The sequence below is a fragment of the Rhodopseudomonas sp. AAP120 genome (assembly GCF_001295845.1).
Taxonomy (GTDB): Bacteria; Pseudomonadota; Alphaproteobacteria; order Rhizobiales; family Xanthobacteraceae; genus Rhodopseudomonas.
Genome location: NZ_LJIC01000134.1, coordinates 1 through 24883 on the forward strand (window position 1 = coordinate 1; position 24883 = coordinate 24883).

Annotated in this window: 21 protein-coding genes; 5 read left to right on the forward strand and 16 right to left on the reverse strand. The window is 59.8% G+C overall.

The genetic code is table 11. The features are described 5' to 3' along the window. Both IP86_RS29465 and trbI read left to right on the forward strand, forming a co-directional pair. The coding region (locus tag IP86_RS29465; protein WP_502694008.1) for a conjugal transfer lipoprotein TrbH at positions 1–143 on the forward strand (143 nt) is incomplete at its 5' end. Between the two features lie 12 nt (positions 144–155). Beyond that, entirely contained in the window at positions 156–1454 is a 1299-nt protein-coding gene (gene trbI, locus IP86_RS20255; protein ID WP_054164236.1) for an IncP-type conjugal transfer protein TrbI, read from the forward strand. A gap of 122 nt (positions 1455–1576) precedes the next feature. On the opposite strand, the gene IP86_RS20260 is transcribed toward trbI, so the two are convergent. Next, complete coding sequence (locus IP86_RS20260) at positions 1577–2890, reverse strand: NRAMP family divalent metal transporter (RefSeq protein ID WP_054164237.1); 1314 nt, start codon at positions 2888–2890, stop codon at positions 1577–1579. Positions 2891–3225: 335 nt separating this feature from the next. Between IP86_RS20260 and IP86_RS29150 the strand changes: the two genes are divergently transcribed. Beyond that, complete coding sequence (locus IP86_RS29150) at positions 3226–3396, forward strand: hypothetical protein (RefSeq protein WP_197279906.1); 171 nt, start codon at positions 3226–3228, stop codon at positions 3394–3396. Between the two features lie 121 nt (positions 3397–3517). Beyond that, on the forward strand, positions 3518–3928 hold the full coding sequence (locus IP86_RS20270) for a MerR family transcriptional regulator (RefSeq protein ID WP_054164266.1): 411 nt from the start codon (positions 3518–3520) through the stop codon (positions 3926–3928). Between the two features lie 141 nt (positions 3929–4069). Here the strand turns inward: IP86_RS20270 and IP86_RS28260 are convergent, their stop codons facing one another. From IP86_RS28260 to IP86_RS29730, 13 genes are all read right to left on the reverse strand, one after another. Next, positions 4070–4306 (reverse strand): PilZ domain-containing protein, encoded by a 237-nt coding sequence (locus IP86_RS28260; protein ID WP_082364133.1) that lies wholly within the window; start codon positions 4304–4306, stop codon positions 4070–4072. 295 nt (positions 4307–4601) lie between these two features. After that, a complete protein-coding gene (locus IP86_RS20275) occupies positions 4602–6593 on the reverse strand; it encodes a carbohydrate porin (RefSeq protein ID WP_054164239.1) in 1992 nt (663 codons plus the stop codon). A 160-nt stretch (positions 6594–6753) separates the two neighbouring features. After that, positions 6754–8370 carry a T6SS phospholipase effector Tle1-like catalytic domain-containing protein gene (locus tag IP86_RS20280; RefSeq protein ID WP_054164240.1) on the reverse strand — a complete coding sequence of 539 codons (1617 nt, stop codon included), beginning with the start codon at positions 8368–8370 and terminating at the stop codon, positions 6754–6756. A 144-nt stretch (positions 8371–8514) separates the two neighbouring features. Next, complete coding sequence (locus IP86_RS20285) at positions 8515–9741, reverse strand: tetratricopeptide repeat protein (protein ID WP_245290684.1); 1227 nt, start codon at positions 9739–9741, stop codon at positions 8515–8517. Positions 9742–10433: 692 nt separating this feature from the next. Further along, positions 10434–11369 carry an NAD(P)/FAD-dependent oxidoreductase gene (locus IP86_RS20290; protein WP_054164242.1) on the reverse strand — a complete coding sequence of 312 codons (936 nt, stop codon included), beginning with the start codon at positions 11367–11369 and terminating at the stop codon, positions 10434–10436. Positions 11370–11421: 52 nt separating this feature from the next. Next, complete coding sequence (locus tag IP86_RS20295) at positions 11422–12288, reverse strand: MBL fold metallo-hydrolase (protein ID WP_054164243.1); 867 nt, start codon at positions 12286–12288, stop codon at positions 11422–11424. Positions 12289–13555: 1267 nt separating this feature from the next. After that, entirely contained in the window at positions 13556–15085 is a 1530-nt protein-coding gene (locus IP86_RS20300) for a thymidine phosphorylase family protein (RefSeq protein ID WP_054164244.1), read from the reverse strand. Continuing rightward, complete coding sequence (locus IP86_RS20305; RefSeq protein ID WP_054164245.1) at positions 15082–16440, reverse strand: MBL fold metallo-hydrolase RNA specificity domain-containing protein; 1359 nt, start codon at positions 16438–16440, stop codon at positions 15082–15084. Before IP86_RS20305 ends, IP86_RS20300 begins: the two co-directional genes overlap by 4 nt. A 9-nt stretch (positions 16441–16449) precedes the next feature. After that, positions 16450–18819 (reverse strand): phosphoketolase family protein, encoded by a 2370-nt coding sequence (locus tag IP86_RS20310; protein ID WP_054164246.1) that lies wholly within the window; start codon positions 18817–18819, stop codon positions 16450–16452. Positions 18820–18865: 46 nt separating this feature from the next. After that, positions 18866–19897: a ribose-phosphate pyrophosphokinase gene (locus tag IP86_RS20315; RefSeq protein WP_054164247.1), complete on the reverse strand. Its 1032-nt coding sequence runs from the start codon at positions 19895–19897 to the stop codon at positions 18866–18868. A 152-nt stretch (positions 19898–20049) separates the two neighbouring features. Next, positions 20050–20499, reverse strand: coding sequence for a hypothetical protein (locus IP86_RS29470; RefSeq protein WP_244526140.1), 450 nt, complete (start codon positions 20497–20499; stop codon positions 20050–20052). A gap of 40 nt (positions 20500–20539) precedes the next feature. Further along, entirely contained in the window at positions 20540–21457 is a 918-nt protein-coding gene (locus IP86_RS20325; RefSeq protein ID WP_054164248.1) for a cation diffusion facilitator family transporter, read from the reverse strand. A 203-nt stretch (positions 21458–21660) separates the two neighbouring features. Beyond that, positions 21661–22023, reverse strand: a complete 363-nt coding sequence (locus IP86_RS29730; RefSeq protein ID WP_082364135.1) for a zinc-ribbon domain-containing protein — start codon at positions 22021–22023, stop codon at positions 21661–21663. A 335-nt stretch (positions 22024–22358) separates the two neighbouring features. Here IP86_RS29730 and IP86_RS20330 point away from each other — a divergent pair, with 335 nt between their 5' ends. Next, positions 22359–22820 (forward strand): MgtC/SapB family protein, encoded by a 462-nt coding sequence (locus IP86_RS20330; protein WP_054164268.1) that lies wholly within the window; start codon positions 22359–22361, stop codon positions 22818–22820. Positions 22821–22936: 116 nt separating this feature from the next. Here the strand turns inward: IP86_RS20330 and IP86_RS20335 are convergent, their stop codons facing one another. Both IP86_RS20335 and IP86_RS29155 read right to left on the reverse strand, forming a co-directional pair. After that, positions 22937–23395 carry a ferritin-like domain-containing protein gene (locus IP86_RS20335; RefSeq protein ID WP_054164249.1) on the reverse strand — a complete coding sequence of 153 codons (459 nt, stop codon included), beginning with the start codon at positions 23393–23395 and terminating at the stop codon, positions 22937–22939. 1056 nt (positions 23396–24451) lie between these two features. Further along, positions 24452–24760 (reverse strand): ClpX C4-type zinc finger protein, encoded by a 309-nt coding sequence (locus IP86_RS29155; RefSeq protein ID WP_054164251.1) that lies wholly within the window; start codon positions 24758–24760, stop codon positions 24452–24454. Positions 24761–24883 lie beyond the last annotated feature (123 nt).

Here is a 24883-nt window from a genome sequence, read left to right on the forward strand (position 1 = left end):
CTCTTGCGTATGTCGTCGACAATCTCGATGGCACGATCCTCGCGCGACTGTCGACGCAGCAACTCGATCTCGGCCGCGCCTATACGGTGACGGCCTCGGGCGCGAAGCCGACGAGTCCCGTGTCGGTAATGCAACGCGGTTAGCGGAGGACGGTGATGGCGCAGTCGCTTGATCTCAATGCCGGCGGACCCGCGCCGAAGATCCGTCGTCTTAACCGCCTGCCGGTCATCGCTGCGATCGTGTTTGTCGTGTTGTTCTTTGGCGTGATCCTCTATGGGCTCACGACGCGCGGATTGTATTTCCGCGGCGATCGCGGTTCCGACGGTCCGCCATCGAGTCCCGCCTCGACCTACGCCGATGCGATGAAGCGCAATGTGCCAGACGGCATCATCGAGGACCCGACGCCGGCGCAAGTCTTCCAGCCTGCGCCTCCGCCGGCGCCCGAGCGACCGGCGGCGAACCCGTTCACCCCCGCACCCCAGCCGGTGCGCGAGGGGCCGGCGATCGAATCCGAGGAGGCCTGGCGCGCCCGCATCGAGCGCGAGCAGCGTGAGCAGTATCTGCGCGAGCAACACCGACAGCGCATGGCGCGCATTCAGGCGCACAGTACCGCTTATGATTCACCGCTTGGCGTGAACCTCGCCAAGTTGCAGACCGCGACGCCCGCCGGGGCACAACAACAGCCACAACGGCCGGGAGCCGCGAGCCCGCTTGGCAATGGGGGCGCGGCCGATCTTTACGCGGCCGCGCTCCGCGCCGGTTTGACCGGGCAGCCCATCGACCCGAACGGGCAGACATCGAAAGAGAGCTTCTTCAACAGCGACCTCACCAAGCTCGGCTATCTGCCCAACTCCGTGGTGCCGCAACGATCGCCGTTCGAACTCAAGCGCGGCTCGGTCATTCCGGCGACTCTTATCACCGGCATCAATTCCGACCTTCCCGGGCGCATCACAGCGCAGGTGTCTCAAAACGTGTACGATAGCGCGACCGGCCATCGCCTGCTCATCCCACAGGGGACGCGACTGCTCGGGCGCTACGACAGCAAGGTCTCCTTCGGCCAGTCGCGCGTGCTCGTCGTGTGGACCGACATCATCCTGCCGAACGGCTCGACCTTGCAGATCAGCGGCATGGCCGGCACGGATGCGCAGGGCTATGGCGGCTTCAGCGACAAGATCGACCGCAAACTGCTGCAGACCTTCGGCTCTGCGATCCTGATCGCCTTGATCGGCGCCGGCACGGAGATGGCGATCCCGCGCGATCGTAATTCGTTCGGAATGCAGAACACCGCCGAATATGCGGCCCGGCGATCGTTTGCAGAAACTTTCGGACGCATGGCCGAGCGCACGATCTCGCGCAACATGGACGTACAGCCGACTTTGGAAATCCGCCCTGGATACAAGTTCAATGTCCTTGTCGACCAGGACTTGGTGTTTCCGGGGGACTATCGCCGATAGATATGATGCAATCTCCTAACTGTTATGCTGCAGTACGTGCGAAACGGCCGGCGATTCTGGCCCCGGTGCTCGGTACGGCCCTTCGCTATGACATCGCGGCTCGGTGGACGGCGAGCAACTACTTAGAATGAGGTCGCCGCCATCGCGGCCACAGCCGCCGCCATGATGGCCGTCGCGCACCAGCCAAGCGCTTTGAGCCAACCTTTCACTGTGAATTCACCCATGATTTTCGTCTGAGCTGACATCAGCATCATGATGACCATCACGGGGACCGCCACCACGCCATTGATCACCGCGGTCCAGTACAGAGCCTTGATCGGATTGATCGGTGTGAAATTAAGTGTCATGCCAACCAGCGTCGCAACAGCGATCGTTATGTAGAACGCTTTGGCTTCAAGGGGCTGACGCGCCAGACCGACTGGCCACTTTCGCGCTTCGCCAACCGCATAGGCCGCCGAGCCAGCCAGCACCGGTATCGCGAGCAAACCCGTCCCAATCACACCGAGAGCAAAGACCAATTCGGCCAGGGGGCCGGCGATCGGGCGGAGCGCCTCGGCAGCCTGCGCCGACGTCTCGACATCCTTGACACCTGCGACGTTCAGCGTTGCTGCGGTCGTGATCATGATCGCGAGGGCAATGAAGTTGGAGATGCCCATGCCGGCGATCGTATCAAGCTCGATCCTAGCAAGCGCCGCCGGTGCTTGCTGTGGTGCGCGCGTGAGCGGCCGTCGCTTCGGCAGCTCGCGGACGTCTTCCGCTTCCTGAGAAGCCTGCCAGAAGAACAGGTACGGGCTGATGGTGGTTCCGAAGACCGCAACCAGCGTAGTCAGATACTCTTTGCTCCACGTAATGTCCGGTACCACAAGCCGGTATAGCGCTTCGCCCCAGGACACTTGGACCATGAACATCGTCGCGACGTAGACCAGCAGGATCAAAGCCAGCCACTTCAAAACGGCGACGTAGCTCGTGTATTGCATGAAGATTTGCAGCGCGGTGGAGATCCCAGCGAACAGAAGAACGTATACAATTTGGGGCCCACCAATGATCAGGCGCGTGGCATCCGCCATGGCGCCAAGATCCGCGCCGATATTGATGGAATTTGCGATCAGCAGCGGAATGACGATGCTCAGAAGGACGTAACTCGGGTAGTGTTGACGGAGGAGCCCTGCGAGACCGCGGCCTGTCGTGCGGCCCATCCTGGCGCTGATCATCTGAACAGCGGTCATTAAGGGGAACGTCAGAAGCAGCGTCCAGGATAAGCCGTAACCAAACTGAGCGCCCGCTTGGCTGTAGGTCGCGATGCCGCTGGGGTCGTCGTCCGAAGCTCCTGTAATGAGGCCAGGCCCAAGAACTTTCAGCAGGCGTGGTTTGCTAGTCCCGACAACCGGACTTTGGTGCTCTGTTTCAGGGTCTAAAGTCTCCGGCGCTTCGCTCAAGCGGTATTCCTGACCGTCGGTGATACTTTCGCAGCGCCGCTCATCGCTCGCGCCTGAGGTACATAACCAATAGCAAAACCCCGAGCACGCAAAGCACCGGGCCTATGAAATTCACAGCGATGCTGTCCGGGAAAATTCGCTTGAGCACGAGGACCAAGTTCGTCGCGGCCAGTGGGACAGCGATTAGGCCGCCGACCAGAAATGCAGTTCTCGATCTTCTGGAACTCATCAGTTGATGTCGGGCGCGCCGAGAAAACCGTGGAGGGCGAGTCCGCCCTCCACGGTGGGGTTGAAAAGGGCTATCGCTTGTCCGATCCGCCCTTGTCGCGATGGCCATGCTGATCGACGTCACCCGGCTTATGGCCTGGGTGATCGTGATGCTGGCCAGGGACTTCCTTCTGGCCTGCCTTATCGCGATGGCCGTGCTGATCGACGTCGCCCGGTTTGTGGCCCGGATGATCGTGATGCTGACCGGGTTTATCCTGGGGCATGTGGTACTCCCTTGAACCAAAAGCTCGCACCTTCATGCGAAACCTCGTTCGGCCATCGAGGCCTCTCGGTCCTTGCATTATCACCGAGAAAGGAGCTTACATCCTCAAGTCACTTGAGGAGCAAGGGCTGAATCTGATGAAGGACGAGCTGTCTATCGGCAGGGTTGCGGAGATGGTGCGGATGAACGTGCCGACAATCAGGTACTATGAGGAGATCGGCCTCGTCCCAACCGCGTTGCGAACCGAACAAAACCGACGAGTCTACAAAGATGTGGACGTCCGGCGCCTTAATTTCATTCGCCACGCCAAGGAACTCGGGTTCGATCTGGATTCAATCCGGCAGCTTCTGGCCCTTGCGGGTTTACCGGAGGAGCCTTGCGAAGAGGCCGATCAGATTGCGCGTGCTCATCTTGCTGATGTCGAGCACAAAATAGCACGATTGACGGCGCTGCGAAAGGAACTACGCGCAATGGTCGAAAATAGCGATCATGGCAGGATCAGGGAATGCCGTGTTATTGAAGTCCTTTCACGGTTTGGAAATCAGTGACCGCGGCGTTCGGAAAAATAACCTCTATTACCCGGACGGGTGTGATAGCTGACGGGCTTGCACGCGCGTCAAGCTCTCAAATACTTTTAGCCACGGCAAGAGCGTGCACCGGTTTCGATGGCAAACTAAGCGGATTGGCGGCTATTGAAATTCAACACCCAATCGATTCTGCTTCGCCCAGATGATGCGGCACCGCATGCGCATGTCATCCACTGGCACGACAAGCACAAACTCTACCGGAATGCCAACGGGACTTTCGACGTCAAGCATCGCGCCAACCGAACTGACATTGCGTACGAGGCAATCAATGGCTGATGCCCCAAATTGAATTGATCCTTTCTTCAGGACACGCCGCCGCGGATTTTTACGTCGTTCCATCTGGCCGCTCTTCGGTTGGGTTTGTTGCTGAATGTGTCCGTCCCGCGCGTAGCGCCCGTTACCATCTACCACAAAATTTTTGGCTCGCGTCGTGGTCGGTCAAGAAGCGGTTTCGGATTTCCAACAACTCTGCGGTCCTTGCAGGGTCGTTAAGATAAAAGTGCCCGATCTGACCTTACCTAAAGTGATGTCGACTGACGGAGTGAAAGCTAACCGGAGCAGCTTGGAATCGACGCGTCTTCAATTCCGCGGCGAGCAAGCGTGACCCGGCGATGCGCCCGCCCCAAAGCACGCGTCAGAACTGCGTGCGCATCCGAATGCCAAAGATCGAAGCCGGGCCGCGATCGCGGTTGTAGGCAGGGTTCGTAACAAGCTGATAGTTCAAAGTCGCACGCCACGACCAGATTGGGAGGCTGTAATAGGTCTCTATAATCTTTTCCAGACCGGCGTTCGGCAGGCGCCCGTCGCCGACAAGAATACCGAGACCGCCGGCGTCAAGATATGCCTGGCGGGCACTCGAGATGCCGTTGACGACGCCGGCCAGCCCGAACGTATCGTTCGGCCTGTTCCAGGAGGAACCGGTCAGCGAAAGCCCGGCAGCGAACGTCGAGTCAATATCGGAGAATTCGTAAGCTTCCTTTGACCCATCAGCGAGGCCCGCGCGAGCGAACACACCAAGGTCAGCCGTGATTTCCTGTTCCAGGTTCACACCGATGCCAGCTCGGCTTTGGTATCGCCTGACCAGAGCGACATCAGCGGGCATTCCCGTTGCCCGCGCCAGCGTTACGGCCTCGTCCAAGCGCCCCATGCGGCCACGCGACAAAAACGCCGTGACCGCAACCTTCCCCTTCTTGCCCCAGATCTCATGCCGATGTTCGATCTCGCCGACCCATTGAAACTGAGAAAAGCTCGGATCTAATTCGGTGCTGTTGGGGACGCGGGAGAGATCGAAAATCCCGCCGCGGAATGTCCAGTCACCTTTGTACCATTCAACTGCGGCGCCATAGGTGAAGCCCCAGGCGTCGGCGGCGTAATCGAAGGTGCCGGTGTCAACGACCGACCAATTCATGAAATCCTTGCGCGGATCATGAGCATATTTGTTGGTGTCGAACACGTCGGTGACCGCAAATTTCCCAAGGGTCAGGATCAGTCGATCCGACGTCTGGCTCCCCGCGAACTGGTTGATGTCGGCGTCGATCTTTTTCGTCTCTCCGCCCAGATCGAAAGTCTGACGGAAGAACGCGCGCGGGATGCGCGCGTAGGCAACCGCCGCTCCGACCTTGTAGGCCTCGCCACTTGGAAAGCCGGCCACACCGACGGTCGAACTCAAGCCAAACCCCTGATCGATCTCGGGGTTGATCCAGACCTCTCCGCCTGACCAGGGGCGAAATCCAGCATACAGCGTCACATCCCAAGTCTGTCGGGTCTGGTTGGGGATGAGACTGTTTGTGCCGATATAGGGCGACCGAAACGGTGCTGCGTATTGTTGGAGGTAGGTAGTCTGTCCGTGCAGAGCGAACCGATCAGTTTCGAACGGTGTCAAGCCATCCTGTAGAACCCGCTGTCCCTCCTTGCCAAAGCGGTAATTGACGCCGAGGCGGGCGGTCTGAACCGCGAGGTCCGATGACAGGCGCTGCGCGGTTCCACCGAACCCAATCTCTTTCCCTCCGAAGTTCGTGGAGAGATATTCAAACCGGGCGGACCAGTTGTTCGATAGCGCGAGTTCGGCACCCACGCCCCACACCGTTCCAAGTCGCGTGGTCTTGGTTGTGTCTTCTGGAGCATCGACCGGCCCGAGCTGCGCCTCATCATAGCTCCATGCGAGGCCGCCCGTCGCATAGAACAGCCAGGAGCCCGGCGCATATCCCACACGTGCCCGCAGCGTTCCAGATGTCAGCACGGTTTGCGTAAGCGTTTGCGAACCCTGAACGCCCGTCGTTGTGGCAATTCCGGAAACCGTGTTTGGAAAGGAAATGTCGGCCTCAAGGCCGACGACCATGCGCGAAGGCAGCATGTAGTTGTATCCGCCACCCAACCCTAACGCATACGATCCCGTCCCCTTGAAAGCATCGATTGGATTGGTCAAGTCGATCGCGCCCGAGGATGGCGGCAACCCGGGCCCGACCAAGGAAAAGTTTGAATGTCCGCTCGCGTAGGCGAAATGACTGCCAACGAAAGGCCCGGTCCAATCGACAGGAGTATTTGCGCTGACCTTGCCAAGGTCAGCCGACTGCCCCTCGACGGCCGAGCTTGCCGCCAGGACCATCGCCAGAAAAGCCTTTCTCATTGCACCTACGCCCGCCCATTTGACCGGTATTCGGCACGACATTTGGGTGTTGGCAACAGCTAAGTTTTTGCAGGTGTCACGTCAGCGTCACGAAGGGTGTGAAAACTCCGACCAATGGATTTCGCGTCGGAAAAACGCATTCGAGAGCGTCCCGCGAACATCAGGCCTTCGAGTCGGAGCGATCGAGAGATGCGGCAGGACTTCGGTGCAGATGAGCCGGGGATTCCGCGCTCGTCAGCGGCTGGTAATACTGCTTGAAGCTTTCATGATTTTTCAGCGCGTCCGGGCGGTACGCGCCAACGCCCGCACACTGCCTAACCTCCGGCAAGTCAAACCGCGCCCGGACAGTCGCGTGCACCGGTGCTTTGGGATTGATCTCCCGGATTTCAAAGTCCCAGTTCTTGGCGCCGACGAGAGTCTGCAGCCACGGCCATTTTGGCAAGCTGGCAGCGTAACTATCCAGGGTGTCGCGCATGCTGGCAATCTCGCAATGCTGCACACCTTCGGCCCGAGGAAACAGGTTTAGCGCGGGGCCAGAATCCCCGGTGTTCGGCATTTTGACGCCGTCGACGTAGATCGGGCCGGTGATGAGGCCGTCGGGGACGGAAATCGCTTGTTCGCACATCCAGGAGAGCGCGATATCCGACAGCCGCGATTCCGGTTCCGGATAAGACCCGCCGATGTCGGAGTGGTTGCCCGCAAACCAAAGCTGGATAATGCGATCAAAACCAGGCGTGGCAGGGTGCGCCCCCGGTTCGGTGCCGCCCCAGCCGACCCGGGCGAAGTCCTTACGCGCTTCATCGATCGCATTCGCCGATCGCGCAAACCGAACGTGCTTGCTGAGGAGGCGGTCGAAGTTCTTTCCCGTCCATTCCGCAATGTGCGAACGAGGCGGGTCTCCCTTGTTTGGGAAATCGTAAATCGTCTTACGATTAGTCGTGCGCTGCTTATTCAAGAACCATAGGACGGCACCCAACATCGCCAGATGGGTGACGAACCACGCCGGGACGATAAATCCCCAAAGCAGGCCTGCTCCCGAGACAATGGCTGTTACTACACCGACAACCGCGGCAGGGACAAGGGAAGCTATAAACGCAGCAACCGCAACGCCGAGGGTCAAGCCCAGTTGGATCATGCGACGCCTGGGGCCGCTTGCTCCAAGTGCTGCGACGGTGTCGAACACCCCGATGAAATAGGCGGCGGCATTCGAGTTTGCTTCATCGCCAGACCCGTATTTGAGTTGAAATCGCCGCGCCAGTTCCAGTCTCTCCGCCTCAAACTGCTCGCGCGGGTGACCCGCGCCGTGTTCGAGCACTGTATCGACCGCCTCCCAGGCGACATCCTTCACAGCTTTCCGAAAGCGCAGCAGCGGGCCTGCGGGCGTCGTGGTCGGGATGCCGCACAGCATCAGCAAGTTGGCAACGCTGCGCACCGTGTAGGCTCCGCGGCTGAAGCCGAACAGGAAGATCCGGTCGCCCTCTTCATAGTGGTTGAGGATAAATTCGTAGCAATCAGCGATATTGCGTTTGATCCCATCGCCAGCAACAGATCCCAGCATCTTTTGGACAAATCGCAAGGGAGCGATGAAAGCGGTGGCACCGATATCGGTTCCCAAGCCGGCATCATAGAAGACGACCTGCTTGGTCGGGTCGACAGCCGTATCCGCGTGGTTACGTGAGACCCTGTACATCTTGTAGATGTTGCTGATGCGTTGCTCCGGACGGGCGCCACCGTCCTGCCCAGTACCATCAGAATAAATGACGATGTTTTTGCTCATGCCCTTGTCCCGGAACCGACCTTCGCATTCACGCTTGGAGCCTGCCGATCAAGGCTAAGGGGCCTAATCAATTATGCGCAAAATTGTCGGCGCGCGTCTGCTCTGCGCGCCCTGTCAATGATTGGAGCACAGCTGAGTCGCCCATCATTTAGAAAGTAAATTAAGCTCGGCCAATGCTGCGCTGTAAACGACGTCATACAGTTTGCACCCTGCCACTACGCTTTTGAGACGTTCGCGCGCTTGATCGACTTGTCCGGCATGAACAATGGACTCGCTCAAGAAGAACTCAGCTTCGCACGCGCGCTTGGCTTGATCCTGGCCAGACCCGATACGGGATGCCGCCTGAACTTGCCCCGAATCGACCGCATCCAGATAATACTCGAGCATCGGCGCCGGCCACATGTCTCGCCTGACTTTTGCAGCGTTCTCGGTCAGCTCGGCGCGGTCATTTTCTCCACCGTGCACGCGAGCGATGTGGAGCCAGATCATCGCATATGGATTGGACGGCCGCAGACGCACCGCGGTTTTGAAATCCTCGACACTCGCCGTATTATCCCCGGCAAACAATCGGGCGCGTCCTCGACCGAGATAATAGGCTGGGTCTCCGGGAGCAAGTTGGAGCGCCTGATCGAAATCGGCGAGCGCCGCAGTAAAATTTCTTACTGTCAAATTTGCATTGGCCCGATTTGCCCAAAAGCTCGCGTCCCCCGGCCTAAGGCGGATCGCCGCGCCGAAATCTGCGATCGCCTTCTCAAAGTTTCCCAGCATCAGATGCACCGCGCCTCTGTTGCCGATTGCATCCGCAAACGTCGGCTGCAGTGAGATTGCCTGGTCGTAATCAGAAAGTGCTCTTTGTAGGTCGCCTTTCGTCAGAAAGGCGGCAGCGCGGTTGTAATAAGCTTCTGCGTAACTCGGCTGAAGGCGAACCGCCTCATCATAGTTTTCGATCGCTCGATCCAGATCGCCTTTTCTTTCGTAAGCGCCCGCAAGGTTGTTGAAAATCATCGGATCCCTGGGACTTAGTCGGCGCGCGCTAAGAAAGTCGTCGATGGCGCGATCGTATTCGCGCTCGAATGTCCAAATCAGGCCCCGGTAGATGTAGGAATTGGGAAAGTTCGGCAAAAGCGCTATTGCAGTGTCGAAATCGGATAACGCTTTGTCGCTAATTCCCATGCCCTCGTAACATACACCTCGGCTGTAGACGAGGAAGCCGCGGCGCTCACTATCGAAATTGCCCTGACGAATTGCCTCGCTAAAAAGCTGAATGGCTTGCACGCAATCGCGACGCTGCTTCGCTGCAAAACCAGCCTGTGCCAAATCGAGTGCGTCTGCCTTCGCCAAAGGTATTGCAGACAAAGTAATGAGCGTCACGAAAAGTCCGAACACCACCGGTGGGGCCGATTGTTTGGAAAGCGCCCTGAGCATAAAAGCGACTGCCCCTAAATATAGCGAGATGTCCAAATATTAGCACACTTAGGCGCCAAATGCTCACGTTAAGGACATGCTGGCACCCCATGGTCGCAGTCGACCTGCTGGGAAGATGCGATCAGAGCCCCGCTGGGCAATTCTCTGATGTTGCGCTCATCTTCGGCCTCGGTATCAAGGAACGCTACCTTTTTAAGGGCGATCGGGCGTTGCCTTTGTACAGCACGCTCGTGAACCGCCATTTCACGCTGTATCACTCCTTTGATCGCCCACCCCCGGTGACGGGAGAATGTGACCATCACCGGTGCACAATATCACCTCATCCATTGCCCACACAACAGCGCAAGCCTGGCCAAACTGCCTGCACCGTCGCGCGGTCCGACACATTTACAACTGACTTTGCCACCGAGTTAATGTCCTCCGTATCGGCACAGTCCCAATGCCCTGCTTTGCGCTGATGGAAGACCCACACAGCGCGGCTGTTTCACTTCCGTCATGAAACACACGAGAACCGCCATCAGTCCAGATTGAATACGACAAAGAGATGAGGTGCGATGCACTGCGGCTCTGGACAGGCAGCTCCAAGCGCTTCGAAGGTTTTGTCTGTGCTGCCATTCTCGACTTCACAGCCCGATTTACTACTGGCGCGTTAAGCCGTCTAGATTGCGCAGATCGTTGTGCAGCGTCGTGGCGGCGATTGCCGCGTGGCCCATCGCGACGCTGATCTGATCGAGCGCGAAGACGATGTCGCCTGCGGCGTAGATGCCGCCTCGGCTAGTGCGTTGCTTTTGATCGACCGCGATACAGCACCCATCCGCCATGTCGAGACAGAGCGCCTGGGCAAGATGGTCGTTCGCTTCGGAACCAAGCGCCGGATAGATGGTGTCGAAGCTGAGCTGCGAGCCGTCGCGAAAGTGAACTATCGCGCGACTACCGGTGCAATCGAGGCGCAAGGGCGGTCGTTCTTCCACGCGGATACCGTGGCGTTCGAGAAGGGCGCGGTCGTCGGAGCTGATATCGACTGCACCCGCCGGGAGTATGGTAATGTCTTCGGAATATGTTCGCAGGAACAAGGCTTCAGCGACGCCCCGCGCATCGGCGCCGATAACACCGATAGCCTTGTCCCCGGCCTCGAAGCCGTCGCAGACCGGACAATAGCGCAGCAGACCGCGCTCCAGCGCAGACCGATGCATAGCGGGATCGAGGTCCGGGCGCCGGTTGTTGGTGCCGGTTGCCAAAAGAATGGTTCGCGCTTCGAGCGCGATGTTGTTACCACACGCCAGAAAGCTGCCGTCCCGCTCCTCGATCGTCTCGATACGGCCCCGCAGCACTCCGGCACCGTAGAGCTCCGCCTGAGCGCGCATACGACTCAACAGCTCCTTGCCGCTAATTCCGTCGGGAAAGCCGGCATGGTTGTGTGAACGGGGTATCCAGAGTGCGCGGCTGTCGCCGTCGTCCACTACGGTGACGCGTCGCCGGTACCGCGCCAGATAGATCGCAGCAGTCAGGCCCGCAGGGCCCCCTCCAACAACGAGGCAATCGAGCGGACGGCCAGTTGACAGGATTTCATCCATCACGGTGTCCCGTGTATTTGGGGCGGTGGAAGCCACGCTCGGGCGGTGGCGGCTAGAGAGCACTGACCGGAACATCAAGCGGCATCGGCAGAATGACCCGCCCGTTACTTGCGGGCTCCGGGAAGCGCCCAGCCGCGATGTTGAGCGGCAAGGATGCGAGCAGGAGCGCTGGCATTTCGAGCCCGGCATCGCGCTCCTGCCGCAGAGCGATGAACTCCGCTTCGGTCCGCCCCTTGCCGACATGAATATTTTCGGCCCGCTGCGCGCCCACTGTGGTTGCCCAGGCGGGCGGGCGGCTGCCCTCCGCGCCGTAATCATGGCAAACGAACAAGCGTGTCTCTTCGGGCTGATCGAGGATACGACGGATCGAAGAATGGAGCATGCGGGCGTCGCCGCGATGGAAGTCGCAGCGCGCCGTTCCGCTATCGGGCATGAAGAGCGTGTCGCCCAGAAAAATCGTGTCGGCGATGCGATAGCTCAAATGGTCGATCGTGTGCCCCGGCGTCGCCCAAACCTCGATCGTCTCTTCGCCAAACCCCAGGCTGTCGCCTTCATCCAGCAGACGGTCGAACGGACGTGCATGCGTTTGCGGCAGGGCATAGACTTGGCGAATAACTTCGGCGACCTCCACAACGCGCTTGCCGATTGCCAGTCGGCCGCCGAGCGTTTCACGCAAGGCCAGGGCGCCGGAGATGTGATCGTGATGAACATGGGTCTCCAGAAGCCATTCCAGTGACAACTTCTCGGCCCTTATGAAATCCACGATACGGTCAACGGGAGCGCGGCTGGTACGTCCCGACTTTGGATCTAGATCGAACACTGGATCGATGACAACACAAGAACCGGACGCAGCGCATGTGACAACATGCGTTGCGGTGCCACTGCGCTGATCGTAAAAGGTCTGGACACTGATAGTCATTGCCACCTATCCGTTATGGGTTCACGACTTGACCTGCGTCACCGCGATAAGCTAGCTTGGCCTCAAGGGCGCCCGCCGGAAATTTCATGCACACCGCGTTTTGGGACCGACCCGTGTAACGTAATCTCTGTCGCCAGTTAATAGTCCTCGCAGCAGAATGTTTCGAACATAATCCAACGAATTTACCACACCAAGTTGTCCTGAAACTTGTCTCGCGCTTACCAAAAAAGATTGGTAGAGCTTCACGGAGGGGTCTCGCTCGTATGGCGATGGATGATGCGCACTGCCCGGGTAGTCGCCAGTCACCGTCGTGACGGTGGAGCGCTTCGACTTCATCCCGCAGGGCTGCGGTGATGCCATCATGACGCACTGATGCCTAGGCGAAGCGGCCAAGGTAGCGTTGATCGAGGAATTAATCCGGCGTCTCACGGGCTCGATGTCTTACGATGTCCCTGTATAGCAGCTGGGCTATTCGCTAGCCTAGACTAGATTCCCGCCCGGTGACGAGACGGGTTCGGGATTGCCGCCGGACAAAGTTGCGAATGACGGACAAGAGCGAATCGCCAATGATGGACGGTGCCCAACTTGACCACCTTCGGTGGGCGGCCATCGACGACATCATCACGTAGAGAGTCTTCAAGCCATCGGAGCAGAACGGGTTTGGCACCATTGTCTCATGCTGAAGACAATGGCTGCGTCGTCGCCTACCTCATCAGTGCATGGCTAGCAAATGTGTGGCGAGCGCGCGGTAGGCTTGATGGGGAAGAGCTTAGCAAACAAGTTCGATCATGTTCTGTATGATCTTCGACAAGCAAGGACAAGTCGGCAGGGCGAGGGTGAGCGGCAGCGCACCAGATGGCCCGTCGAGCCCTGCCATTCCAGCGCTGTTAGACAACGAAGATAAGCCGGCTCCGGCGCAACTAAGATCCGCCGAACCGTTCCCTTACAGTCTGACGCAACACGCCAAGCTTGTCTCTGATCTTTGCCCAACTGACCTCTCGATGGCGGAGGGTGTCGACTATTTCGCAAGGTGGTCGCGGTGCGCCTCGGCCGTGGCGTTGAGCGATCCAGGAGCAGCGAGCAGACGGTGAGTAGACGAAATCCTTTGGCAATGTAGCTTGGCCCCACATGAAAAGCTGGCAGGCCTCCACATCGTAAAACGCTGTGTATGCTGCAAAATATCCTGTAAATTGGAAACGGAGTTATTGCTTTGAACGCGGCCCCAGGTAAGCCTAGACGATCCGACTCAACCGCCAGCAGGGAGCCTTCAAGACCCGACTATCAGAATATCGCCAGCACGTGCCGCATAGTCGAGCGCGTAGGCGAGCTCGCCGGGTGTCTCGGCGTGGACATGAAAGAGCGGCTGTCCGCGATCAACCTCCGCGCCAAGCCGCACCTCCATGAAGACGCCGGCAGCCTTGGCGCCGGGCGCACCGGCCAGCTTGGCAAGCCGCGCTAGTTTGCGATTGTCGATATGAACGATTCGGCCTGCGCGCGGCGCAACCAATGGATAGACGTGGCGCGCCTGCGGCGGAGTGCGCAGTCCGCCCTGCGCCTCACAGATGGCTTCGAACTTCTTCCACGCCCGGCCGTCGGAAAGCGTCGCGAGCGCCAGCGTCACGCCGCTTCCCTTGCTGGCCTTTCCGCCAATTTCCAGTGCCGCGCCCGCCAGCGTGACAGCTCGCTGGCGCAGGTCATCGGGCGCGTCGGATTTGTTATGCAAAACGGCGAGCACATCGAAGGCCTCGAGCGCCGGACCGATGCCACGGCCGACGGGCTGCGAGCCATCGGTTTGAAGGCATATGGCGGCAAGGTTAAAGCGCGCAGCCACTGCGGTCATGCGCTCGGCAAGGCGGTCAGCGACGTCTTTACCGCGCACCTTCGCGGTTGTGCCGACCGGGATATCGATGACCACGTGTGTCGAGCCTGCAGCGATCTTCTTCGAGAGGACGGACGCAATCAACTGACCTTCAGTATCGATATCCAGTTCGCGCTCCACCCGCACGAAGATATCGTCGGCCGGGCTGAGGTGGACCGCACCGCCCCAGGCAATGCAGCCCCCTTCCGCCTCCACCACGCGTCGGAGAGTCGCGATGTCGAGATCGACAGGCGCCAAGGTTTCCATCATATCGGCCGTACCGGCCGGCGAGGTGATCGCGCGCGAGGAGGTCTTGGGCATGACGAGGCCGTTCGCGGCCACGATCGCCACGACAATCGGCGTGGTGCGGTTGCCGGGAAGCCCGCCGATGCAGTGTTTATCGACCACGATCGCGGCATCCCAGCGCAGGCGGTCGCCGACATTCACCATTGCCCTCGTCAGACTAACCGTCTCCTCTTCGTCCAGCGGCAGCGCGGCGCTCGCGGTCAGGAAGGCGGCGAGGTGCACGTCGGTGTAGCTGCCGGCGACAACATCCCTCACGATCTCCGAGAAGGCGGACGTATCCAGACGATTGCCATAGATACGCCGCCGCACATCAGCGAGCGAATCCATTGCGGGTGGATGGGAGACCCTGACCTCGTCGCCTTCCGCGACGCCAAGAAGGTCCCAGGCGGTTTCGGACAGTCCGATCTCGTCGAGGCCCAGCATGGCTTCACCGTCGACTTGAAAAAGAGTCGCCTGGACCTGGCGCTTGCCATTGGCCACGAGAACCTGAGAGCGCGAAGCAAATCCCTCGGCCCGGCAGACGTGACAGTCGGCACGCATGATTACGATCGCCTGATGCTGGCTATGCAGCCGGAGACGGCGTACACGGTGCCTTGGTTGATCGGCACGAGCAGCGTTATCTGTCGTCGTCATAGATCGAAGATCTGGTTCTGACGTGGCACAGCGGCATCCCACCCAAGTTCGCGATCAATCCGCACCCGCAGCGCTTCGGCGGCGTCGGCCTCGCCATGGACGATGAAGACGCGAGACGGAGCGCGGCGGAAGCCGGAGAGCCAGCGCATCAGCTCGCTAGCATCAGCGTGTGCCGACAGCATCGACAGGTCATCGACCTCTGCCCGAACCGGCACCCATTGGCCATGGATCCTGATGTCGCGCGCGCCCTGAAGCATCGCTCGGCCTCGCGTTCCAGCGGCCTGGAACCCGGAGAACAGGATCGTGTGCTTGGGATCGGTCGCGAAGGCCTTGAGGTGATGGAGAACACGGCCTCCCGTCGCCATCCCGCTCGCCGATATCACGACCTTGGGCCAGGGGCTGGTCGAGATCGCCTTGGAGCTTTCCACATCGCGTGTATAGGTGGCGATGCCGCAGATCGCGTCGCATTCCTTGGAAGACAAGTGGTGATCGTCGTGGTGGGCGTGGAGCAGGCCTGTCGCCTCGATCGCCATCGGGCTGTCCAGATAGATCGGGACGCCCGATAGACGGCCGGCGGTCTGCAGGCGCCACAGATGATAGAGCAGCGACTGTGCGCGCCCGACCGCAAAGGCCGGGATGACGACGGTGCCGCCGCGCTTGATGGTGCGCTCGATGACCTTGCCGAGCGCTTCGGTGGGATCGGCAGAATCGTGGAGGCGGTTTCCGTAGGTCGATTCAACGACGACGTAATCTGCTTCGGCGATAGCTGCCGGGTCCGGAAAGATTGGGTCGCCGTAGCGGCCAAGGTCCCCTGAAAAAGCAATGCGGCGGCCGCCCCATTCGATCTCGGCGCTGGCGGCTCCGAGGATGTGGCCGGCGTAGCGAAACCTCACGGTCGCACCACCTGGGAGCGTCGTGACCGTGTTAAAAGGAACAAGCGAAAAGAACTCCATGGCGCGTTCGGCATCACGCGCGCCGTACAGCGGCAGCGCCGGCTTGTGTTTGGAGAACCCTTTCCGATTGGCGTACTCAGCGTCCTTCTCGTTGAGGTAGCCGCTGTCCTTGAGGATGAGCTCTGCGACATCGCGTGTCGCCGCGGTCGCGTAGATGCGGCCACGAAAGCCGTCACGCACGAGCTTGGGTAAGTAGCCCGAGTGATCGAGATGAGCATGGGTCAAGACGACGGCATCGATGCTCGACGGCGCGACCGGCAACGGTTCCCAGTTCAGCTCGCGAAGGTTCTTGAGGCCTTGAAATAGACCGCAATCAATCAAGATGCGCTTGCCGCCGTTGGTGAGGAGATGTTTCGAGCCGGTGACAGTGCCGGCGCCGCCGAGAGAGGTCAGAGTCAACATTGCGAACTTTCAGAATGTGAAGGCGGCCAAATCCGCCGGATCGCCGCGTCCGTCGAGCGCGCCTTGCTCGGTCGAGGAGAGAATCTCCTCGCGCTTGCAGCCGAGGAGAGCGCCTCCCGCGTCCACCAGATGCGCCCAGCTACAGCGGTTAGCGAACAGCATGCCTGCAACGTCGAGCGTGCCGCCCCGGCTGATATAGCCGCGCGCGACAGTCCTTTGAGGCCCGGAGTCGAGCCGCCGCAACAAGCCGAGCATTGGTTCCGGTCTCGCGTGAGACACGATGACTCGCGGCAGCCCGGCCGGGAACAGCGCCGCAATATCCTGCTCGCTAGCTGTGAAGGCGGCTTCAATGGAATCGCGGGGGATTCGGAATCGGCCAGGTTCCGAGAGAGCGGTTACGAGAACGCGGCGGCCGTGCGTCTTGAGGCGATGTGCTGCCTTGAGCGCCTCCTCGAGCTGGTAGGCGCCGATGGCAACCAGTTGCAACTCGGCCCCGTCGCGCTCGCCTTCGATGTGAGCGGCGCCATCGGCAATGAACTTGAGCGCAGCCTCGCCACCGAAGCGATACGGCATGTCGCGCTTCGACACGATGAGGCAGGCTACCTGTCCGCGACCCTGGTAGACGGCTCTCAGGGCGGCCATGGCGCTGTTGGTATCCACGGGGAACAGAACGCGTGCCGTGTCGGACATCTCGCCGAGCAGCGCCTCGCCAATGGTCGGGTCCTGATGCGACTGCTCGTTTTTGGAGTTCTCCCAGGTATGAGACGTGACGATGAGCGGGACGGATACCCAACCCGGCTTCTGGCCGACCTCACGCTGGCGACGGGCGAAGACGATCTCCTGGCGAAGCCCGCCCAACATCTTCAAGGCGAAAGCCTCGTAGCTGACAATCAGGTTGATGCCTCCCTTGTTGGCGAGCGCCGCGCCCGCAACCGCTTCCTCGTTGAGCGCGGTGATGACCGCCCCATCCACGGCATCGGCGACGTTGGGCTCCGAAACGTTCACCCGGTGGCGCAACCTGTCGAGGGTTGCACCCATATGGTTTGAGCGCAGTTCGTCGGGGTTGCCGACACGGGGCCGAAGGCCGGGGTTCGCATCGACGAGGCGGACGAACCAGCGGTCGATAGCATGCATCGCGCAGTCGGGCGGACTGCCGGCTACGGTCCAATCAGGTTCGGGGAGTACTGGAGTCGGAGGCCGCCGCAGCGCGAGGGGGTGCCGGCTTTCGGGCACGCGGCCTTGCTTGCCATGGACAGCGATCGCTGCGACGGCTTGCTCAATCTCGTCAGGCGGCACGAACAGCACGCGGGCCGCATCGTTGAAGGCGGTACGGGCTGCTTCGTCCTGCGCGGGATTGCCACCGAGCGGCAGATTGTGCGCGGCATTCGTGCCCGCTCCCGGAAAGCCGAACCCTTTGACGGTTTCGGCGATCACATAAGGAACCGGCGCCGGATAGGAATGCGCCGCTTCCGCAGCGAAACTCTGGAGTCGGCGCTCGGCTTCTAGAATGGCCCCTGCGAAGGCGGCTGGATCGCGGCCATCGACGATGAAGGGATCAAAGCCGTTGAGCTTGAGATGGTCGGCGAGCCATGTGGCGCCACCCTGCTGCGCGATCTGGACGCGCTCTTCGATACGCCGCCCGTTGAGGATCATGACCGGGATGACATGGCCGGAATCTTCGGCCCGCCACCAGCGAGGCGTCCAGTCCGAACCGCGCTGTTCCTCGAATGCGCCGTCGCTCAGGAACGCCACGAGGCTTTCGCCGGGGAGCGGCATGTGCACGTACTGCACCTCCGCGAAGCCGAGATAACCGCCTTCGGAGATCGCGCCGGCGGTATTCGGTCCTGCGTGGCTGCCGAGCGGTACGGCCGGAGCGCCGTCGGGGCCGATCTTGTATGAGTAGAAGTCGGCGGCGAGTTGCGACAATCCCTTCTCGCTGCGATCGTAGCGGCCCTTCTGCGCCGGTGAGACATCGCCGGTGAGGACGTTGACGGCCTCGATAGCGGCAACACAATGGCCTTGGCCCATCAGCCAGGAACGCGTCGTCGCTGAAATCGCATTGGCCGTCAGATAGCCGACAAAAGCCGGGACCATGTTGAGCGAGCCGCCGGTATGTCCTTCCGGGGTGGTCTTGAAAGCGTCCGCCGGGAGCGGGGCGCCAGAGAGATCGACCCGCTTGGTGTAGGTCATATGGACCACGCTCCACATGGCGGCGGAGGTGAGGCGGTCGGCAGCCACCAGCATCCGATAGAGCGGTTGCGGATCGATGCGGCCGGACGAAGCCAGCGCCACTATGCGCTCGACCGTCTCTTCACGATGGACAATCGGGCCGTATCCCTTGCGCCAAGTGTTGAACATCTTGGAAGCCGTGCCGCTCATGCTGCATCGTCGCCTTTATTGGATCTGGTTTCGGGAGGCGGCACTTTCACCGCGCCCCGCTCGTCCAGGATGGCGGATCGCTCGCGGGAAAGGAATCGAGACCCGCCCGCTCCACCTCATCCAAGGGCTCGGGCGGACGCCGGTGCCGGACGAGGTCTGCCGACGATGGAGCGCTCAATCCGAGCGCGTTCGCAACCAGCGGCGCAAGGCCGATGGCATTGCTCTCGTGAGGAACAGAATCTGTCGAAACGATCCGGCCGCAAAGCGGCGCAAGGCGCTGGAAAGAATCTTCGGCAAAAATGCCATGCACAACGACCACCACGGGTCGCGCAAAGCCTTGAAGCGGAAGTTTGAGAGCCGCTTCGATCAGCGTGCGGCCGGACGAGGCGATGTCATCGACCAGCACCGGCTGCCGGCCACGCCATCTGGACAGATCGGGTAATTCGACGTCGACATTGCGATCGCCATGCCGGATCTTGCGCAGCACCGCGTGTGGGGCGCCAATGCGTGCGGCGATGGCCGATACCCATTGCTCGCTCTCTTCGTCGGGACCGACGAGAAAAGGATTGTCGACTTCCGCGGCAATCCAATCCGCCAGCAGCGGCGCCGCATGCAGCGTATCCGTCGGGATCGTGTAGAGCGCCGAGAGAGTCGAATATCTATGCAGATGCGGATCGACGGTGACCAGCCGGTCGAAGCTCGACGAGACGAGCCGCGCGAAGCTCTTCGACGTCACCGCCTCACCCGGCTGAAAACGGCGATCCTGCCGCATATAAGCGAGATAAGGCGCGATCAGAGTGACCTCTCGCGCGCCGAGCGCCCGCGCGGCATCTGCCGCGAAGACAAGACGCAAGAAGCCATCATCGGGCCTTGCGAGTGTGCAGACCAGATCGACCGCTTTGCCTGCAACGTCGGAAAGGATACGGACGTAGGACTCGCCATCCGGAAATTGCCGGGTTCCTATTGTGCCGAGCTCCCAATGCCCGGCTGCTGCCAGATGCTGCCCAAAGGCTTCGTTGCCCGGCAGGGAAAGGATCAGGCGAGGAGCAGATCCCGGATGGTCTTGTTTTTCTGTCATCCTTCCTCGACTCTAGAATTTGCCGAAACTGGGTGATGGCTACCCCAATCATGCCGCCGGTCACTCATTTGCGACAGTGGAATTACCACAAGGCAGTGGTTCAAGATATGACTGGGATCATTCCAGAGCGCGGCCGGAGCGATAGCACTTACTTAATGTCGGCGTCTGCCGAATGCTCCACCCAAACGCCAAAGCATCCTCGGCAAGAGGACGATCAACAGCGCGCCAAGCGCCCAAATCACGATGGCTGCCGGCTTCAGGACGATCATCAGCAAGGAGACCGCCTGGTCGAGGAGACCGGTGGACTTCAGGCTGTCGATCGCGACGCCGACCTCTTTGCCGACGCCTATCGCGCTTCCGGCGTCCTTCCCCGCTTGCAACACGGCGCCGCCGCTGGTTGAGAGCCACGACAGGGCGATATCGAGTGCGACATATCCAACATAGACAACGACCGTCCATGCAAGGAGACCGAAGATGACGACAACCCACGAGATCGGCGCCCGCGGCGGAGCATCAGTCGAGTAACCGGACCTGGGCGCCGGGTATCGATTTGATCCAGGACCCTTTCGGAAAGAGCGTTCATTCCAATGATCGTTACCCACGTCGTCCTCACTCGTTCACTGCGGCAAACTCTCGACGAAATCAAAACGGCCGCTTGGCTTCGGCTCCCTCAAGCGCTTCGTCCTCGATCTGGATCGTCACATGTGTCAGGCCAAAGCCAGTCTTCAGCGCCTCCTGAGCTTCGGCCAGTATCGTCCGGGCTGAAGCCGTGTCAGTCACGACAAGGTGGCCGCTCATCGCATCGGCGCCGGATGTAATCGTCCAGACATGGAGATCACGAACGGCAAGGACGCCCGGAATCTCGAGAAGCCTCTTTTCAAGCAAGGCCATGTCGATTTCCGGCGGCGTGCCCTCCATTAGAATATGGATCGCTTGCTTGAGCAGGATCCACGTGCGCGGGACAATGAACAGCCCGATGCCGGCGCCGATGATCGGATCGACTAGTTGCCAGCCGGTCAGAACCACCACGATTGCAGCCACAATGACGCCGAGCGAACCGAGCATGTCCGCCAGCACCTCGAAGTAGGCGCCTTTGACGTTGAGGCTCTCCGCCGAGCCGGCGGAGAGCATTTTCATACTGATCAGGTTGACGACGAGACCGGCAACTGCCACGGCCAGCATCGGTCCGCCGATGATCTCCGGCGGGCTCAAGAATCGCTGATAGGCCTCGTAGAGGATATATACAGTCAGGAGGAGGAGAACCACGGCGTTGGTGAGCGCCGATAGCACCTCCATACGAACATAGCCGAAGGTGTTCTGTGGTGTCCGTGGCCGTTCGGCGAAACGGATCGCGATCAAAGCCAATGCCAGGCCGCCGGCATCGGTGAGCATGTGGGCTGCGTCGGCAAGGAGAGCGAGGCTGCCGGTCCACAAGCCGCCGATAACCTCGACAACCATAAAAGTGGTGGTGAGGGTCAGCGCAATGTACAGTCTGCGCTTATGCCGCCCCGCTGCTGTCGCGGTAGATACTGGGTCGCTCGCTGAAACCCCTGCGGCCATGTCACCCTCTCGCGCCTAGAATTCAGTTCGTTAAGACGGCGCGCCTCGGCATCAGCTCCTGCTTGTACAGCCTCGGGCACGGATGCAGATTCTTTTCGACGATCACTCTCATCCCCAACCGGGCATGACGTCGCGTTCCTGTGAACGCACGAGGCCTTCAGCCTCACATGTTCACCAATCGGACGTCGGCGTGAAGATAGGACTCACTTTCCCTCAGGATTTGCTCCGGCCACCGCCGTACCGCAAGAGCGGCAAAATTTAGAGTTGGCTGGAATTGACGCATTGCACTTCGAACACGCCGCCTCGGACGATCCGAAGCGCTGGCCACAATTGGCGCAAAAACGGCTGTCCGGCGCGTTGTCAGAGCGACAGCTGGGACACACAAGCACCCGCTGTTGCGCGGGCGGCGGCGATTGATCCCAGTCCGGATTCTGCTGATTGCCCCAAGGCGCACCACGATCGGGCCCTCGGCCGTACCGGTCTCCGTGGCCGCCTCCATGATGACCGCCTCCATGGCCGCCGCCATACCTCCGGCCAAACAGACGGTCGAGAAAATGCGAACCCACAGCAACCTCCTACGAGTAAAAGTCTGCCAACATGAAATAAGGCGCCTGTCCAATCTTGACAACCGCCGGGAGCCGGTCCCGCCGCCATGTGTTCGGGCTCCGCAATTGAAAGTCAATTGCAAACCCCCGGGATTTTTTAGCTAGAATCTCGCATTCATTTTGTAACATTCCGCCCGCTCTGAACGAATGGAGAATTTCTGGCCGAGCGGTAGCCAATCATCGACTGGGGCGGAAGAGGCTGGGCACGGAAAATCTCTTCGTCGTGTAACAGAGTAACAGGAACCCCTGCACGAGCACTATTGTTCTGGATGTCCGTTGGCGAGTGGGAGATGACGATGAGATTTGCAGCCTTGAATTGGGTAGAAATGGGCTCCCACTTGGTCGATTTGGCTATCGCCTACATTTTGGCATTGCCGATTGGATGGGAGCGGGAAAGTCAGGAGCGCAGCGCTGGTCTACGAACCTTTCCGCTCGTCGCGATTGCCGCGTGCGGTTTTGTGCTCGTCGCGATCCGCGTCTTGGGCGAGACCTCGATGGGTCAGGCTCGGATTCTCGAAGGTCTGATTACGGGAATAGGATTCATTGGCGGAGGTGCCATCCTGAAGCGCGGAGACCATACGTCCGGCACAGCCACAGCGGCCAGCTTGTGGGCAACAGGGGCGCTCGGGGGAGCTGTTGGCTACGGTCTCTATGATATTGCCCTGATCCTCAGCATTGTGACCTTCGCAACTCTCCGCTCTCTTGCCCCTCTGAAAAGCATGATCCAGCCCTCAACACCCAACGATGGCAAAAGCTAATATTTGAGGCGCGCGTCCACGCCAGAAATCGTCATTTCGACAAAATAATCAACACATTGGGCGCGGACAGACCTCGCACTCAAATCCTTCGGCGTGCGTGCACCTCGCACGCGATGCTAGTTGGTCAAATCTGGCGCGTCTTCGCCCAGAGCGGTGGCAAGATCAATCAAATGGTCTTGCTCATCGAGCAAGATCTCGCGGATGTGCTCGGCGATAGCGAATTCGCCCAATGTTTCACACTGACGGATCCGCTCGCGATAGTTCTTGATTGTGTCGATCTCGTTCTGAAGATCTGCCCGCAATATCTTCTCCGCGCTATCGGATACTTCGATGGGTTTTGGAATCGTCGTTGGTGTAGCGCCGAGATAATCAATTTGCCGAGATATCGTCAGCGCGTGTTTCAGCTCTTCCGCGGCGTGCTTTTGTAGCTGATCCGCAATGCTCATATACTCAGCACCCTTGAGCACTTGCGAATAGACAACGTACGCGATGATCGCTTGGTATTCGCGAGCCAAGTCTTCGTTCAGCAGCGCCGCCAGCTTCTCGCGTGTAATCGAAGGTCTGTTGTCTGCCATTTACCCGCCCAATGCGCGTTATTCGGCATAGACAACGCTGCGGTGCTATTTGGGTTCCTTTCGAAATAAGCCCGGTTACAAAGATGTGCGAGAGACACCCCATCAATCGCGCGAGTTTGCCAGAAACGCTTTGATCGAGAGAGGTACAGCTAACAGGGCAGCTTTTTTTGCAGTAGTCGCTGATTGCGCCTGCTTATAATTATTTTCAGCGTTACATTTCTACGCCCGTCCGAGCCAAAAGTAGAGCCTGCGGATTTGCGGATTGTCCAAGTTCGCGCGCAGCGCCACTACGATTAGAGGGTGATAAGCTCGACCAGACTTTCGATGTCTGACGATTCGCCTTCTCAATCAAGGCACGAGCCGGCAAAGCTAATGATGCCCGTGGTGCTGCAAATGACCCCCGAAATTATGTCCACTGGAAAGGTGCCCACCTAAATGGTGACCGTAATAGCCACCTAAATGGTGACCATAATAGAGCGGCACATAGACGGGATAGGAGTACGCGGCGTACGGATAAGGGCCGATCGGGTATCCCCTGTAGCCACGATATGCATAATGCCGATGTCGGTGGCGGTGTTTGCGGGAATGAACTTGTTGGAATAGGTCCCCTCCGATGGACGCACTCGGCGCCAGAGATTTAGGAGCGGCGCCGGGCAAAGCGCTCGCCGCATTGGAATACAAGAGGCACGCCGAGGCCGCGCTGATCCCGATTATGAGAAGTTTCCGCATCATCACCTCCTTTAGGTATCGTACAATCAAAGACTCTTGCGCAGCTCCGAAGGTCCGACGCTTCACATCGCGGCTTATGCCCGACGTCAGAGATAGCAAATAAGCCTTTTTTCATGCCGCCTCCGACCACAAACGAAACGGGCCATGGCAGTAAGGAAAACGGCAATCTTCGCATTGGGTTCCAACCACAATTATGCGTGGATGCCCAACAGTTCGCTCAGCCGAAGGCTGAGGGCGGCCGGGAAATCCGGACAAGTACCGCGCGGAGCCTTGATCGCCGCCCCTCGCGGAATCTCCCTAAGCCGACTATTGCCCGCCGAACCGTTCCTACGCAGTTTGGCAGGACACGCCGAGGGGCTCTGCAATCTTTGCCCAGCTTACCTCTCGATGGCGGAGCGTGTCGACGATCTCCGCGAGATGCTCGCGGTGCGCCTCTGCTGTGGCGTGGAGGGGTCCAAGGGCCGCGACGAAGCGATCAGTCGGCCACGTCGCCGGATCAAAATCCCGCGGCAGTGCAGCAGTGCCGGACATGAAAAGTCGGCTCGCTTCGACGCAAGCGTCGCAAATGTGAATGCCGCCCGGCCCTGCGGCCAGCTTAGCGACCTCGCGTTCCGATTTCCACAGAATGAACGGCATAGCTTGCGCCACACTACGAACCCTACTGTCAGGACGACCCTGACTGTAAGGGAGAACCTGACAGGACAATGCTCGCCGTTCCAATACGGCTGGAATAGCCTTCGTATCTTTCGCCGGCTCCCG